Source organism: Bordetella genomosp. 7 (genome assembly GCF_002261265.1).
Lineage (GTDB): Bacteria > Pseudomonadota > Gammaproteobacteria > Burkholderiales > Burkholderiaceae_B > Bordetella_A.
Window position 1 is genome coordinate 14,441 of record NZ_NEVK01000007.1, and the last position, 14,700, is coordinate 29,140.

A 14,700-nucleotide genomic window follows, 5' to 3' on the forward strand; every position below is an offset into this window, starting at 1 on the left:
GCCGCCATGATGGCTAACGTCCAATCCACGGAAAATGCTGTTTGTCGATGGCATTTCGATATTTCTTGCTTGTGCCGACCACTTACGATCTGGGTTCTGGATTTTTCGCCAGCCGAAGGCCGCCCAAATTGAAGACGGCCTCAGACTCAAGCTCAAGGGGATTCACATGACGCACCGCATTCGTATCCGTTCCGCTATAAAGAGTTGCATCGCAAGCTTGTTTTTCGCAGCATCGACAGCCGGCGCGCAAGCAAGCTTTCCTGCCAAGCCGGTAACGCTGGTCGTGCCTTACGGCGCAGGCTCGACCACTGACTTGTACGCCCGCATTCTTGCCGAAGGGCTAACCTCGGAACTGAAGCAAGCCGTGGTCGTAGAAAATCGCCCCGGCGCGGGCGGCACGGTGGGCATCGGCCAGGCCCTGCGCGCAGAGCCCGACGGCCACACGCTGATGCTGGTCACTAGCAGTTCTATCGCGATCAATGGATCGCTGTACACATCGCTGCCCTTCGACCCGGCTAAAGACGTGTCCGTCATCGCAGTGCTCAACACCACGCCGAACGCACTGATCGTGCCGGCAAGCGCCAAGGAGACGAACTTTGCCCAATTCGCACAGCGGATACAGAGCGGCAAGCACTTCTACTTTTCCCAGGGCTCCGGCACGTCGCAGCATCTTTCGAATGTGCTGCTCGGCCGCGTCCTGAAGGCAGATCTTGAACATGTGCCGTATCGGGGCCAGGAAGGCATCGCCGGCATGCTGGGTGGACAGACCGAATTTGGATTTGCCTCGTTGCCGTCCATCCTGACGCTCGCCAAAGGCGGCAAGCTGCGCATCCTGGCGGTCAGCGGCTCCAAGCCGGTGCCCTCGATGCCTGATATTCCCACCCTGGCATCACTCGGCTATAAGGACTTCGCGGCGGGTGAAGTGTGGTACGGCGTAGGCGTTTCCGCCGCGACGCCCGCAACGGTCAAAGAACAGCTTTCGGCGGCCCTGGATAAAGTGGCCGAGAAGCCGGAGATTCGCGCCAAACTCAATCAGGCCGGTTTCGAGCCCGTGGCGCCGATGACGGCCGCGCAACGCCAGGCATTTGTGGACCAACAGGTCGAGTTCTGGGGCAGGTTGGTGCGCGAGTCAGGCGCCAAAGTCGATTAAATCCCGTTCATCTATCAAGGAAGCCAAGAAAATGGGCTTGAGTGCTACGGAAATTCATCGGGGTGCAGTGGTCATCGATGGCGCGTGCCCCTTGCTGCGCAAGCCAGCGTACCTGGACTGGTACAGAGAAGGCGGCTGCACCGTCGTCGCACCGACGGTCGGGCTGGGCCTCACCGCCGCCGGGGCGCTGCGGGAAATTGCCAGCTGGCTGCGCATGATCGACAGCCGCGACGACTTGATCCTGGTCCGCACGGGTGATGACGTGACGCGTGCGAAACGCCTCGGCAAGCTGGGCATTCTGATGCACTTCCAAGGCACTCAGCCCATCGAGAACGACCTGAACCTGGTGGACGCCTACAAAGCGCTGGGCGTCTCGATGGTGATGCTGACCTACAACCAGAAGAATATGGTGGGTGATGGCTGCGAAGAACGCACGGACAGTGGCCTGAGCAATTTCGGCATTGACCTGGTTCAGCGCCTGAATGAACTACGCATCATTGTCGACTGCTCGCACACGGGCATTCAGACGACGCTGGATGCAATGAAACATTCTGCGCGGCCGGTGGTCTTTTCGCACTCCAACGTGCGCGCCGTGCATGACGTCAGACGCAACATCACCGACGAACAGGCGAAAGCCGTTGCAGCGACCGGCGGACTCGTGGGCATGAACGGCTACCCGCCCACCGTCACCGCGAACAAGCCCCCGTCGATGGACGATTTCCTGCGGCACTTTGACCATCTGATTGACTTGGTGGGCATCGACCACATAGGCCTGGGCCTGGATTACTTCACGCACCAATCCGGCGTGGTCAGCGACGCCGAAGCGCAGGTCTATTACGATGATTCGCTGCGATCGGGCCGTTGGCGCAAAGAGACCTATCCGCCTCCGCCCTACATCTACCCGGAAGGTATCGAAACGCCCAAGACCCTCGGCAACCTGACGCGGGCGTTGCTCGAGCGCGGGCTGCCTCAATCTGATGTGGAAAAGATCATGGGGGGCAACTGGCACCGCGTGATCAACGAGGTATTGGGCTGACAGGCCGGATCCATGCTTTTCGAGCACATCACTTCGCCTTTGATCTGGGACATGACCCTCGCGTGGAATCCCGTTTTCCGCGACGACACGACCCTGCCAAAGCTGCATGCCCTGGGCGTCAGCGTCGTCGGCCTGACCGTGGGCACCGATCGCACCAATACCCCCGAGGTCGCCCTGGCCGCCATCGACGAGATCGAGGCGTTGGTGGCCCGTGACGACCGCTTTGTCATCATCCGATCCGTGGACGACGTGGATCACGCACGAAAGCTCGGCAAATTGGGCATCGAGCTGAATTTCCAGGGCACGCGGCCGTTGGGCGGCCAGCTTGAACTGCTGCATATGCTGCACGCGCGCGGCCTGCGTCACGTAGGCCTGATCTGGAATGAAACCAACGACGCCGGCGGAAGTTCGACCCCGCCTTCCGACCCCGGACTCACTGAGTACGGCCGCTGCCTTATTGCCGGGCTGGAACGCGTCGGCATCATTGTCGATGGCGCCCACGCCGGGCACCGCACGACACTGGACGCCATCGACGCGTCGACTCGACCATTCATCATCTCGCACACCAATTGCGACGCGGTCGCCCCGTCGCACAAGAACATCAAGGACGAACTGATTATTGCCTGCGCCGCAACAGACGGCGTGATGGGGATCAGCGGCTTCGGCACTTATCTGGGCGATCCGGCAGCTTCCACGCAGGCGCTGTTTCGCCACATCGACCACATTGTGCAGTTGGTGGGCCCTCGACATGCCGGCCTGGGCCTTGATTACGTCACCAAGCCGGATCTGTTCTGGCAGATGGTCGCCAAAGCGCCCGAGATGTGGCCCGCGGCCGACGGCAAAGGTATTGAGCCATGCAGGTTTGCGGAGCATGCTCAGCTGTCCGAGCTATCGGCGATGATGTCCCGGCACGGGTATGACGAACCCGCCATACGGGGGATTCTCGGAGAAAACTGGCGCCGCGTGTGCGCCGAGTGCTGGCAGCCCGCTTAGCGCGTTTCCGGTAGCAATTGCTGTAAGACCCGCTCAATTCGGTGCAATCTGCCTGCCCGTCGGCCCTATGATGACCCGACTGTCTGATGCTCATCAGACATCTGCTCATCGTAGGGATTCGACCATGCCGCTTACTCGCATTGAATGCTGCAAGAAAAGACCGCCCGCCGAGATTCAACACCTGCTTGAATCGGTTTATCAGGCTCAGATCGAGGCGCTGAAGGTGCCCGACACCGACCGGCAGATTCGCTACATCGAAGTGCCGGCAGAGCATTTTTATATCCCGCCTGGCCGCACTTCGAATTTCACGCTGGTGGTGATTCAGATGTTTCCGGGCCGCACGATCGATGCCAAACGGGCCTTGTACCGATCAATCGTCGAACGCTTCTCCAAGATAGGCATCGCGCCGAGCGATGTGTTTATCAGCGTGCAGGAGTCTGCGCGCGAGAACTGGAGCATGCGCGACGGAATCGCCGCTTCTGACCTCTGAACATCCACGCACCATCATTCAAAAAAGGGCAACTTTCATGGCCACCATGACCAAATCGGAAGCTTTACTGGCGCGTCGTCACGCCAATGTATCTGCGGGCGTAGTGACGGCGCACCCGCTGTTTGTCGACCGCGCCGAAGGATCTTATCTGTGGGATGCCGACGGCAAGAAATACCTGGACTTCGTGGGCGGCATCGGCGTGCTGAACACCGGACACAACCACCCCAAAGTACTGGCTGCCGTGCAAGCCCAGTTGCAGCGCGTAACCCATGCCGCCTTTCAAGTTGTGGGATATGACGTGTATCTCGAACTGGCCGAGCGTCTGAACCGCCTGGTGGGCGGGCGGGCCGCGTTCAAGAGCGCGTTCTTCACGACGGGAGCCGAAGCGGTTGAAAACGCCATCAAGATGGCTCGCGCGCATCGGGGTGTGCCCGGTGTCATCGCCTTCGACGGCGGCTTTCACGGACGCACCTTGCTCGGCCTGACATTGACGGGGATGAGCACGCCTTACAAGCAGAACTTCGGCCCGTTCGCTGGCGATATCTATCACATCCCCTACCCCGACGACTATCAGGGCTACTCTGAGGACGACGCGATCGCCGGGCTGGAAGCCGCGTTCGCCACCCGCATTGCGCCCGAGAAAGTGGCCGCCATCATCCTGGAACCCGTGCAGGGAGACGGCGGATTCCGCCCCGCCGGCGTCGGGTTTCTGCAGAAACTGCGCCAGATCACCGAGCGGCACGGCATTGTGCTGATCTGCGACGAGATTCAGGCTGGCTTCGGCCGCACGGGAAAGATGTTCGGCTTTCAGCATGCCGGCATCCAGCCCGACCTGGTCACGGTAGCCAAAAGCCTGGCCGGCGGATTTCCGCTGTCTGGCGTGGTGGGCAAGGCCGAGATCGTCGACGCCCCCCTTCCGGGCGGCCTGGGCGGCACCTATGGCGGCAACGCCGTGGCGTGTGCGGCGGCCCTGGCGGTGCTCGACCTGTTTGAGACCGACGGCGTCCTGGATCAGGCCGTCGCCTTGGGTGAATTGCTGCAGGCCGGCCTGCGCAACTTGGCACAAGCGCATCCCGAGATCGGTACCGTCCGAGGCATCGGCGCAATGGCTGCACTTGAGTTCGTCAAGAATGGCCAGGCGTCCGCGCCAGATGCGGACTTCGCACAGAAAGTCATCGACGCCGCCCGCGAGGCAGGGCTGCTGGTCATCAAGTGCGGCATCCATCGGAACATCGTGCGCCTGCTGGCTCCATTGACCACCAGCCTGGACGACGCACGACTGGGCCTGCAAATGCTGGATCAGGCTATTCAGAACGCCCGCCGGTAAAACCAGATTCGAGCCATCCATGAGCACCGCCAACTCTGCCACCCCCGCCGCCATTACGCCGTACAAGGCACTCATCGCCGGACGATGGATTGCCGGGTCGGGCACCCTCGACGTCGTCAACCCCGCCACACAGGCGGTATTCGCCACGGTGCCCGATTGCACACCCGACGACGCACGTCGGGCGCACGACGCTGCCGTAGAAGCCTTTGCGACTTGGCGTCGCCAGACTTGCTTTGCGCGTTCCGCCCTGCTCAAGGCATGGCACAAGGCAATCCTGGCCGACCAGGAACGCATTGCGCGCGCGTTGTCGAGCGAAATGGGCAAGCCGATCGCCGAGGCGCGCGGCGAAATCGCCTACGCTGCCGCGTATGTGGAATCGTTCGCCGAAGAGGCCACCCGCATCTACGGCGAGACGTTTCCCGTTCCCGGCGCCAACAAGCGCGCGTTCGCCTCCCGCGAGCCGGTGGGGCCGGTCTACGCAGTAACGCCCTGGAACTTCCCGGCGGCAATGATTACCCGCAAAGTGGCCCCGGCGCTGGCCGCTGGCTGCACCATCATCGTCAAGCCCGCAAAGCAGTCACCACTTACGGCACTGATCCTGGCCGAGCTCTGGGAGAAGGTGGGCGGCCCCGCCGGCACGTTCCAGGTCATTACGGCCAGCAATGCTTCCCGCGTCTCGGAAGTGATGTTCCAGTCGCCGGCAATTCGCAAGCTGACGTTTACGGGCAGCACCGAGATCGGGCGGCAGCTTTATCAGCAAGCCGCGGCCACCATCAAGAAGGTGTCACTGGAACTCGGCGGCCACGCGCCCTTCCTGATCTTTGCCGATGCCGATATTGACCTGGCTGTCAAAGAGGTCATGGCCTGCAAGTTCCGCAACGCCGGCCAGACCTGCGTCTGCACCAACCGCATCTATGTGCAGGAGAGCATTGCCGACGCGTTCGCAAGCAAACTGGCCGCGGCCGTCACTGCCCTGAAGGTGGGGAATCCCGCCGACGATGCCACGCAGATCGGTCCGCTGGTGGACGCGGCGGCGCTCAGGAAGGTGTCGCGCCACGTGGACAACGCCGTGCAGCTCGGCGCCACCGTACTGACAGGCGGCAAGGCGCTCGATGGCCTTTACTATGCGCCGACGGTACTGGCCAACGTCAAGCCGGGCATGGAACTGATGGAAGAGGAAACGTTCGGCCCGGTGGCCCCGCTGCTGACCTTCAAATCGGAGGCCGAAGCCATCCAGGCGGCGAACGACACGCCCTATGGCCTTGCCGCCTACCTCTACACTAACGATCTGTCCCGCGCCATTCGCGTTTCCGAAGCCCTGGAGTACGGCATCGTGGGCGTCAATGACGGAGCCACCGCCACCGCCCAGGCTCCGTTCGGCGGCATCAAGGACAGCGGCATTGGCCGAGAAGGCGGCCCGTGGGGACTGGCCGAGTTTCTTGAAGTGAAGTACGTGTCCATCGCCATCAAAGCGGATTGCCAGCCCCACTGACGGTGCATTGAGCCGGCATCAGCGCCGGACGATCCCATGCGCCGGCCGACGCTGGCGCATGGGATCGGCCTATCCGCAGAGGCCGGGGCGGCTCCCGGCTACATCACAAAATGTAACAACCCCCGCCCGCCCCCTTGAACCTGCGCACATCATCCCTATAATTAGCACTCGCTGCCGGTGAGTGCTAACAGCGCGCCCGGCCTGAATCCGATCATTTTCATCTTCTTATATAGAAACAGGAGTTTCCTCATGGCCCTGCGTCCCCTGCACGATCGCGTGATCGTCAAACGCCTGGACAACGAGCGCAAGACTGCCTCGGGCATCGTTATCCCCGACAGCGCCGCCGAAAAGCCGGATCAAGGCGAAGTGATCGCCGTTGGCCCGGGCAAGAAGACCGAAGACGGCAAAGTGCTGCCGGTTGACGTGAAGGCTGGCGACAAAGTCCTGTTCGGCAAGTACGCCGGCCAGTCGGTGAAAGTCGACGGCGAAGAGCTGCTCGTCATCCGCGAGGAAGAAATCCTCGCCGTGATCCAGTAATTACCTGAACCGAATTTTCGAAGGAAGCTCACAATGGCTGCCAAACAAGTCCTGTTCGCCGACGACGCCCGTGTCCGCATCGTCCGCGGCGTCAATGTCCTCGCCAACGCGGTGAAAACCACCCTGGGCCCCAAGGGCCGCAACGTTGTGCTGGAGCGTTCGTTCGGCGCCCCCACCGTCACCAAGGACGGCGTCTCCGTTGCCAAGGAAATCGAACTGAAAGACAAGTTCGAGAACATCGGCGCCCAGCTGGTCAAGGATGTCGCCTCGAAAACCTCCGACAACGCCGGTGACGGCACCACCACCGCCACCGTGCTGGCCCAGGCCATCGTCCAGGAAGGCCTGAAGTACGTGGCCGCCGGCTTCAACCCCATCGACCTGAAGCGCGGTATCGACAAGGCCGTGGCCGCTGCCGTGGCCGAACTGGCCAAGCAATCCAAGCCGGTGACCACCAGCAAGGAAATCGCCCAGGTTGGCTCCATCTCGGCCAACAGCGACCAATCCATCGGCCAGATCATCGCTGACGCGATGGACAAGGTCGGCAAGGAAGGCGTCATCACCGTCGAAGACGGCAAGTCGCTCGAAAACGAGCTGGACGTGGTCGAAGGCATGCAATTCGATCGCGGCTACCTGTCGCCCTACTTCATCAACAACCCCGACAAGCAAGTCGCCGCGCTGGACGATCCGTACGTCCTGATCTTCGACAAGAAGATCAGCAACATCCGCGACCTGCTGCCCGTGCTGGAACAAGTCGCCAAGTCGAGCCGTCCTCTGCTGATCATCGCCGAAGACGTCGAAGGCGAAGCGCTGGCCACCCTGGTGGTGAACAACATCCGTGGCATCCTGAAGACCACCGCCGTCAAGGCGCCTGGCTTCGGCGACCGCCGCAAGGCCATGCTGGAAGACATCGCCATCCTGACCGGCGGCGTGGTCATTTCCGAAGAAACCGGCATGTCGCTTGAAAAGGCCTCCCTGCAAGAGCTGGGCCAGGCCAAGCGCATCGAAGTGGGCAAGGAAAACACCACCATCATCGACGGCGCTGGCGACAGCAAGTCGATCGAAGCGCGCGTCAAGCAGATCCGCGTCCAGATCGAAGAAGCCACTTCCGACTACGACCGTGAAAAGCTGCAAGAGCGCGTGGCCAAGCTGGCCGGCGGTGTTGCCGTGATCCGCGTCGGTGCTGCCACCGAAGTCGAAATGAAGGAAAAGAAGGCCCGCGTCGAAGACGCCCTGCACGCGACCCGCGCTGCGGTGGAAGAAGGCGTGGTGGCTGGCGGCGGCGTGGCCCTGCTGCGTGCCAAGCAAGCCATTGCCGACCTGAAGGGCGACACCGCCGACCAGAATGCCGGCATCAAGCTGATTCTGCGTGCGGTTGAAGAGCCCCTGCGCACCATCGTGACCAACGCCGGCGAAGAAGCCAGCGTGGTGGTGAACAACGTGCTGAACGGCAAGGGCAACTACGGCTACAACGCCGCTACCGGCGAGTACACCGACCTGGTCGAACAAGGCGTGCTGGACCCCACCAAGGTTACCCGCACCGCCCTGCAGAACGCCGCTTCGGTGGCCAGCCTGCTGCTGACGGCTGAAGCCGCCGTGGTCGAACTGGCTGAAGACAAGCCCGCTGCGCCGGCCATGCCCGGCGGCATGGGCGGCATGGGCGGCATGGACTTCTAAGTCCAGGTTGCCGATGCCTTATCCCCGGGCCTGCCCCGGGGATATGCCAGGATCACGCCCCCAAGGGTTCGCCCTTGGGGGCGTTTTTTATTGGGCGCGCCAGACGCGTGGCACGAGGCTTGCGGATTGTGGCCTGCCGGTTTGCCCCCCTACAATGCCGGCATCCGGACTGCCAGAAGAGCCATGACTATCCCGCCCCGCCTGCTGCAAATGTTGCGTCCTTCGGAAATCTACGGGCTGCTGATTGATTCGGCGAAACAATGGTCGCGGCACCGGGCGTCCAGCAAGGGCGCGGCCCTGTCGCTGTATATGGTGTTTTCGCTTGCGCCCATGCTGATCCTGGTCATCGCGGTGGCGGGTATTTTCTTTGGCGAAGAAGCGGTGCGCTCGGAATTGTTTTCGCAGGTGCGCGAGCTCACCGGCCCGCGCGGGGCCGAAGTCATCCAGACCGTGCTGGCCAGCGCGCACGAATCGGGCGGCGGCTGGCTGGCCGCGCTGCTGTCGATAGGGGTGCTGGTGTTCAGCGCGACAACGGCTTTCGCCGAGCTGCAGGCCAGCCTGGACGAACTCTGGGACGCGACCGACCAGCGCAAGGCGGGGCTGCAGGGCGTGCTGCGCAGCCGCATGGTGGCCTTCGGCCTGGTGCTGGTGCTGGCGCTGTTCTTGTTGATATCGCTGCTGACCAACGCCGCGCTGGGCGCGGCCAAGGGCTACTACGGCGACCTGTGGAGCAATTCTACGTTTGCGGTGGTGGCCGGATGGATGGCGAACCTGTTTTCGTTCGCCGTGGTTACTGCCCTGTTTGCGGTGGTGTACAAGCTGCTGCCCAGTGTGACGATTCCCTGGCGCGATGTCATTCCCGGCGCGATCGTGACGGCGGCGCTGTTCCTGGTGGGCAAATGGGGCATCGGCCTGTACCTGGGGCGCGGCGGCACGGTGTCGGCGTACGGCGCGGCGGGCTCGCTGATCGCCCTGCTGCTGTGGATTTATTATTCCGCCCAGATCTTCTTCTTTGGCGCCGTGTTCACGCGGCAGGTGGCCGAGCGCTTCGGCAGCCGCAGTGCGTACGAAGCCTTCGCTGCGGATACGGATCATGGCGGCCAGCCGTCGTAAGGCGTAATAACGTGCCGCTTCCTGATGGAAACGGTCACATGGCTGGACGGGCACGGGTTTAGCATGGCGGTTACGTCCACTTCTGCTTTCCCATGTACCGGCCGCCCGCGCACAAGTTCACTTTTACCTTTTCATTGCCGCGCCTGATGGCCGCGCCGTTGGCGCTGTGGGCCTGCATGGCGCAAGCCGATACTGTCTGGCTTAACAACGGCGACCGCCTGACAGGCACGATACAGTCGCTGGACGGCGGCCATCTGTTGATACGCACCGACTATGGCGGCGATGTGCGCATCGATATCAGCCACGTCAAGACGCTGCAAAGCGACACGCCGCTGGTGGTGCGCGACGGATCGATGCAACACGACTACCGGGCCAGGCTGGCGGGCGCAGAGGCGGGCAATGTGATGCTGATAGGCTTGCGGCGCGATGGCGAAGGCACGGAAGCCGTGCGGGCGGACGTGCCCCTGGCCCGGCTCGACAGCGTGGTGCGTCCGCGCCCCTTTTTGCGCGAGACCTCGATAACGGGACGGCTGGACATGGCGGCCGACCGGCGCACGGCATCGACCGATACGCAAGACTATTCGGCCACGCTGGATACGACGATCCGCCACGCCCTGTGGCGGCACCAGTTGACAGCCGCCTATCAGCGCAGCAAGGAAAACGGCAGCATCAACGTCAACAACTACGGGCTGAATTACACGCTGGACCGGTTCATTACCGAAAAGGCGTTCTGGCAGACCCGCCTGATGCATCGGCGGGACTGGATCGAAGACCTGGACCGCCAGACAGCGTACGGCACGGGGCCGGGCTATCAGTTCTGGGATAACGAGCTGGGCGCGTTTTCCCTGTCGGCCCTGCTGGGGCGGGTGCACTATGGCTATAGCGATGGCCGCAGCGATGCCGCCTATGCGGCCAGCGTGCGATGGGATTATGTGCGGTATTTCAGCGGCAAGGAATTCGAGCTGTTTACCCGGGGCGAGCTGCTGCGCCCGCTGGAGGGCGACGCGCAGGTGGCCATCAATGGCGAGGCCGGCGTGCGCTACAACGTGAACAGCTGGCTGTCGCTGTACCTGAAGTACGCGCGCAACCAGGTCAGCAGCAGCTTCGAAAGCCTGAACGAATCGGTGTACAGCACCGGCCTGGGCGTGCGCTGGTAGCCGCGCGAAGCTAGGCCTGCAGCAGGTCTTCGATGCGCACCGGCAGGTCGCGCACCCGCACGCCGGTTGCATGGTGCACGGCGCTGGTGATGGCCGCCGCGATGCCGGCCAGGCCGATTTCACCGATGCCGCGCGCACCGGCCTCGTTCAAGACCGTATCGGGATAGTCCAGGAAGGCGACGTCCAGCTGTGGCGCATCGGCATGGGTGGCCACCAGGTAATCGGCCAGGTTGCTGTTCACCGGCGCGCCCGAGCGGCTGTCGTAGTGCGTGTGTTCCAGCATGGCCATGCCCACGCCCATGATGATGGCGCCTTCGATCTGGTTGCGGCCGGTGCGCGGGTTGATGATGCGTCCGCCGTCGATCACCGTGACGACGCGCGACACCCGCAGCCGCGCGGTGGGCGCGTGCCAGGTCACCTCGACGAAATGCGCGCCGTACGAACTGACCGAATACTTCTGCCTGACTTCCTTGCCGCTGACGCCGTGGCCGTTGCCGGACACGCTCGCGACTCCGGCGCCTTGCAGCACCTGTTCAAACGGCACGCCTGCATCGGCGGCGTCGCCCGCCGTGCAAAGACGGCCATCGCGAATCGCGAGCGCATCGGCCTTGCGCCCGGCATATGGGCCGTCTTCGGCGACCGCCAGCTTGCAGGCCGCCTGCACCGCCTTGCGCGTGGCGGCCAGGGCCGCGGGCACCACAGAGGCGGTGGCGGCCGACCCGCCCGACACGGGGCCGGCGGGCAGGCGCGTATCGCCCAGGCTTATCTGGATGCGATCGACCGGAATGCCCGTTTCGGCGCTGACCAGCTGCGCCAATACGGTATACGTGCCGGTGCCGATATCCTGGGTGGCGCACGCCAGCCTGGCCGTGCCGTCGGCATTGAGGCTGACGCTGGCGTCCGTGGCCATGCGCAGGCCCGGCCACGAGCAGGCGGCCATTCCCCAGCCCAGCACCAGGTCGCCCTGGCGCATGGACCCCACCTGGGGCCGGCGGCGCGACCAGCCGAAACGTTCTGCGCCCTGCTGCAGGCATTCGCGCAGGTGGCGGGAAGAGAACGGCAGGCCGGTGGCTTCGTCGCGCTCGGGTTCGTTAAGCAGGCGCAGCGCCACCGGATCCATCTGCAGCGCCACGGCCAGTTCGTCCATGGCCGACTCCAATGCATACATGCCGGGCACGGCTCCCGGGCCGCGCATGGACGTGGGCGCTCCGACATTGCGCCGCGCAAGGCCCCAGCGGACCGACAGATTGGGCGTGCTGTACATGCGGGGCGTCGCCTCGCCGCAGTTCTCGCGGTAGTCGTCCAGGACGGACGCCTGGCTCAGGTAGTGGTGCTGCACCGACACCAGCCTGCCTTCGCGCGTGGCGCCAAGCCGCATGTGCTGCCGGGTATAGGGGCGATGACCCGCGCTTTGAAAGGTCATGGCGCGGCTGATGACCACCTTGACGGGCTGGCCGAGCAGGCGCGCCGCCACCGCCGCCAGTAGCGAATGCGGCCACGGCCAGAGCTTGCCGCCAAAGCCCGAACCCAGGTATTGCGAAATAACGCGCACGTTCTCTTTGCCGACACCCAGCATCTGCGCCATGACGCTGCGATGGTTGACCACGCCCTGCGTGGTTTCATAAAGCGTATAGTCGCCGTCGTCGTACACCGCGACGCAGGCATGCAGTTCAAGCGAATTGTGAGTCTCCACGGGCGTGGTGTAGACGGCATCGACTTGCACCGGCGCCTGGGCATAGGCGCGCGCCGCATCGCCGCGATTGCTGTCCAGGTTCGGCATGTCTTCGTCGGCGGGCGGCGACACATCGGGCGTTTCGGCGGCGTAGCGAACCACCACCGCGCGGGCGGCGGCCTGCGCCTGTTCCGGCGTGTCCGCGACCACCAGCGCCACATACTGCCCGTGGTATCGGATGATGTCGTCATCCAGCGGCGGGCGCGACTCGTCGATAGAGCCATCGGCCGGCCGATAGAGCGGCGGCCGGTTGCCATGATGCAAGACCACGCGCACGCCGGGCATGTCGCCGGCGGCCTGCGTATCGATGGCAATGACGCGGCCGCGCGCGATTGTGGCGCACACGGGCACGCCATGCAATGTGCCGGGCGGCAGGTAGTCGGCGGTGTATCGCGCCGCGCCGGTCACTTTGGCGGGGCCGTCGATGCGTGTGCGCGGCTGGCCGATGGCGGCCGCATGCGCAAACCCGGATTCAGCCATGGGATGCCTCCTTGGACGGCGGCAGCGCCGTGCATAGCGTGTGCACCAGGCAACGGCGCGCCAGTTCGACCTTGAAGCCGTTCTCGCTTTGCGGCACGGCGTCGTGCAGCGCCGCCTGCGCCGCCTGCCTGTAGCGTTCGAGCGTGGGCCGCTCTCCTGCCAGCAGCTGCTCGGCCGGTGCGCAATGCCAGGGCCGGGTTCCCACCCCGCCCAGCGCGATAGCCGCCGACTCGATGCGGCCGTCGCTTTCTTTGAGCACGACGGCGGCCGATGCCAGGGCGAACTCGTACGACGCACGGTCACGCAGCTTGACGTAGCACGACCGCGCTCCCGCGACAGGCGGCGGCAGGATGACGTGCGTGATCAATTCGCCGGGTTGCAGAACGGTTTCGCGATGGGGCGTATCGCCGGGCAAAAGGTAGAAGTCACGCACCGGGATATCGCGCGTGGCGTCCAGGCTCTGCACCTGCACGGTGGCGTCCAGCGCTGTCAGCGCAACGTTCATGTCCGACGGATTGCTGGCAATGCAGTGCACGCTGGTGCCCAGCACCGCCAGATTGCGGTTGTGCCCGTCGATGGCGTCGCAGCCGCTGCCGGGGTCGCGCTTGTTGCAACGCGCGGCACGGTCACGAAAATAGACGCAACGCGTGCGCTGCAGCAGGTTGCCGCTGGTGGTGGCCATATTGCGCAACTGGGCCGATGCGCCCGCCAGCAGCGCCTGCGACAACACGGCGTAATGCGCCGCGATGCGGGGGTGACGAGCCAGATCGGCGTTGCGCACCAGGGCCCCGATGCGCGTCCGCCCGTCGGCGAGCTGTTCCACCTGGTCCAGCGGCAGGCCGTTGATGTCGATGACCTGAGCGGGTGTCTCGACATCCAGCTTCATCAGGTCCACCAGCGTGGTGCCCCCTGCTATAAAACGCGCCTGGCCGGGCGCGCTGGCGGCCAGGCGCAAGGCCGCCTGGATATCGTCGGCACGGGTGTACTGGAAACGTTCCATGATGGCTACCGGTTGCCGCGCACGTGCTGGATCGCCGCAACGATGTTGCTGTATGCGCCGCAACGGCATATGTTGCCGCTCATCAATTCGCGCACATCGTCATCGTGGTCGCCGCAGGGTTCGTCCAGCAGGGCCGCGGCCGACATGATCTGCCCGGCCGTGCAATAGCCGCACTGGTACCCGTCATGCTCGACAAACGCCGTCTGCAAGGGATGGGGCGACGCCTCGGTGCCCAGCCCCTCGATGGTGGTGATGTCGCGACCGCCGGCGCACACGGCCAGCACCAGGCACGCGTTGACGCGCCGGCCGTCCATATGCACCGTACAGGCGCCGCATTGCCCGTGGTCGCAGCCCTTCTTGGTGCCGGTCAGGTGCAGGGTTTCGCGCAGGGTATCCAGCAGGGACGCGCGCGGGTCCAGAGTCAGTGTGCATGCCTGCCCATTGACGCGCAGCGTGGTAGTGACGGCTTCAGGGTGCGCGACTGAGGCGGACGCGTCGGCGGACGGATGCGGCATGGCG

At 64.1% G+C, this 14,700-nt stretch carries 13 protein-coding genes; 10 read left to right on the forward strand and 3 right to left on the reverse strand.

From position 1 onward, the window contains the following. Nucleotides 1-34 precede the first annotated feature (34 nt). The 10 genes from CAL19_RS14695 to CAL19_RS14740 all read left to right on the forward strand — a co-directional run bounded on the left by CAL19_RS14695 (nucleotide 35) and on the right by CAL19_RS14740 (nucleotide 10,969). Complete coding sequence (locus tag CAL19_RS14695) at nucleotides 35-1,150, forward strand: Bug family tripartite tricarboxylate transporter substrate binding protein (protein ID WP_094797205.1); 1,116 nt, start codon at nucleotides 35-37, stop codon at nucleotides 1,148-1,150. A gap of 31 nt (nucleotides 1,151-1,181) precedes the next feature. Further along, nucleotides 1,182-2,186, forward strand: coding sequence for a dipeptidase (locus CAL19_RS14700; RefSeq protein WP_212589903.1), 1,005 nt, complete (start codon nucleotides 1,182-1,184; stop codon nucleotides 2,184-2,186). Between the two features lie 12 nt (nucleotides 2,187-2,198). After that, nucleotides 2,199-3,179: a dipeptidase gene (locus CAL19_RS14705; RefSeq protein WP_094797206.1), complete on the forward strand. Its 981-nt coding sequence runs from the start codon at nucleotides 2,199-2,201 to the stop codon at nucleotides 3,177-3,179. A 124-nt stretch (nucleotides 3,180-3,303) separates the two neighbouring features. Continuing rightward, nucleotides 3,304-3,669, forward strand: a complete 366-nt coding sequence (locus CAL19_RS14710) for a tautomerase family protein (protein ID WP_094797207.1) — start codon at nucleotides 3,304-3,306, stop codon at nucleotides 3,667-3,669. A gap of 37 nt (nucleotides 3,670-3,706) precedes the next feature. Further along, nucleotides 3,707-4,996: an aspartate aminotransferase family protein gene (locus CAL19_RS14715; RefSeq protein WP_432759167.1), complete on the forward strand. Its 1,290-nt coding sequence runs from the start codon at nucleotides 3,707-3,709 to the stop codon at nucleotides 4,994-4,996. A 19-nt stretch (nucleotides 4,997-5,015) separates the two neighbouring features. After that, nucleotides 5,016-6,488 (forward strand): NAD-dependent succinate-semialdehyde dehydrogenase, encoded by a 1,473-nt coding sequence (locus tag CAL19_RS14720; RefSeq protein ID WP_094797208.1) that lies wholly within the window; start codon nucleotides 5,016-5,018, stop codon nucleotides 6,486-6,488. A 249-nt stretch (nucleotides 6,489-6,737) separates the two neighbouring features. Beyond that, entirely contained in the window at nucleotides 6,738-7,025 is a 288-nt protein-coding gene (gene groES, locus CAL19_RS14725; RefSeq protein WP_026639175.1) for a co-chaperone GroES, read from the forward strand. 33 nt (nucleotides 7,026-7,058) lie between these two features. Further along, entirely contained in the window at nucleotides 7,059-8,699 is a 1,641-nt protein-coding gene (groL, locus tag CAL19_RS14730) for a chaperonin GroEL (protein ID WP_094797209.1), read from the forward strand. A 183-nt stretch (nucleotides 8,700-8,882) separates the two neighbouring features. Continuing rightward, nucleotides 8,883-9,812 carry a YihY/virulence factor BrkB family protein gene (locus CAL19_RS14735; RefSeq protein WP_051423713.1) on the forward strand — a complete coding sequence of 310 codons (930 nt, stop codon included), beginning with the start codon at nucleotides 8,883-8,885 and terminating at the stop codon, nucleotides 9,810-9,812. Nucleotides 9,813-9,904: 92 nt separating this feature from the next. Next, nucleotides 9,905-10,969, forward strand: a complete 1,065-nt coding sequence (locus CAL19_RS14740; protein WP_051423712.1) for a DUF481 domain-containing protein — start codon at nucleotides 9,905-9,907, stop codon at nucleotides 10,967-10,969. A gap of 10 nt (nucleotides 10,970-10,979) precedes the next feature. Here CAL19_RS14740 and CAL19_RS14745 read toward each other — a convergent pair whose 3' ends face one another. The 3 genes from CAL19_RS14745 to CAL19_RS14755 are packed head-to-tail and all read right to left on the reverse strand — an operon-like array spanning nucleotide 10,980 to nucleotide 14,696. Further along, nucleotides 10,980-13,181 carry a xanthine dehydrogenase family protein molybdopterin-binding subunit gene (locus tag CAL19_RS14745; RefSeq protein ID WP_094797210.1) on the reverse strand — a complete coding sequence of 734 codons (2,202 nt, stop codon included), beginning with the start codon at nucleotides 13,179-13,181 and terminating at the stop codon, nucleotides 10,980-10,982. Further along, nucleotides 13,174-14,181 carry an FAD binding domain-containing protein gene (locus CAL19_RS14750; RefSeq protein WP_094797211.1) on the reverse strand — a complete coding sequence of 336 codons (1,008 nt, stop codon included), beginning with the start codon at nucleotides 14,179-14,181 and terminating at the stop codon, nucleotides 13,174-13,176. The genes CAL19_RS14745 and CAL19_RS14750 overlap by 8 nt, the downstream gene beginning before the upstream one ends. 5 nt (nucleotides 14,182-14,186) lie before the next feature. Beyond that, nucleotides 14,187-14,696 (reverse strand): (2Fe-2S)-binding protein, encoded by a 510-nt coding sequence (locus tag CAL19_RS14755; protein WP_051423711.1) that lies wholly within the window; start codon nucleotides 14,694-14,696, stop codon nucleotides 14,187-14,189. Nucleotides 14,697-14,700 lie beyond the last annotated feature (4 nt).

What these genes read in the sequence shown, in the direction of transcription:
- CAL19_RS14695 (WP_094797205.1), top strand. Translation starts at nt 35, where the DNA reads ATGCTGTTTGTCGATGGCATTTCGATATTTCTTGCTTGTGCCGACCAC.
- CAL19_RS14700 (WP_212589903.1), top strand. Translation starts at nt 1,182, where the DNA reads ATGGGCTTGAGTGCTACGGAAATTCATCGGGGTGCAGTGGTCATCGAT.
- CAL19_RS14705 (WP_094797206.1), top strand. Translation starts at nt 2,199, where the DNA reads ATGCTTTTCGAGCACATCACTTCGCCTTTGATCTGGGACATGACCCTC.
- CAL19_RS14710 (WP_094797207.1), top strand. Translation starts at nt 3,304, where the DNA reads ATGCCGCTTACTCGCATTGAATGCTGCAAGAAAAGACCGCCCGCCGAG.
- CAL19_RS14715 (WP_432759167.1), top strand. Translation starts at nt 3,707, where the DNA reads ATGGCCACCATGACCAAATCGGAAGCTTTACTGGCGCGTCGTCACGCC.
- CAL19_RS14720 (WP_094797208.1), top strand. Translation starts at nt 5,016, where the DNA reads ATGAGCACCGCCAACTCTGCCACCCCCGCCGCCATTACGCCGTACAAG.
- groES (WP_026639175.1), top strand. Translation starts at nt 6,738, where the DNA reads ATGGCCCTGCGTCCCCTGCACGATCGCGTGATCGTCAAACGCCTGGAC.
- groL (WP_094797209.1), top strand. Translation starts at nt 7,059, where the DNA reads ATGGCTGCCAAACAAGTCCTGTTCGCCGACGACGCCCGTGTCCGCATC.
- CAL19_RS14735 (WP_051423713.1), top strand. Translation starts at nt 8,883, where the DNA reads ATGACTATCCCGCCCCGCCTGCTGCAAATGTTGCGTCCTTCGGAAATC.
- CAL19_RS14740 (WP_051423712.1), top strand. Translation starts at nt 9,905, where the DNA reads ATGTACCGGCCGCCCGCGCACAAGTTCACTTTTACCTTTTCATTGCCG.
- CAL19_RS14745 (WP_094797210.1), bottom strand. Translation starts at nt 13,181, where the DNA reads ATGGCTGAATCCGGGTTTGCGCATGCGGCCGCCATCGGCCAGCCGCGC.
- CAL19_RS14750 (WP_094797211.1), bottom strand. Translation starts at nt 14,181, where the DNA reads ATGGAACGTTTCCAGTACACCCGTGCCGACGATATCCAGGCGGCCTTG.
- CAL19_RS14755 (WP_051423711.1), bottom strand. Translation starts at nt 14,696, where the DNA reads ATGCCGCATCCGTCCGCCGACGCGTCCGCCTCAGTCGCGCACCCTGAA.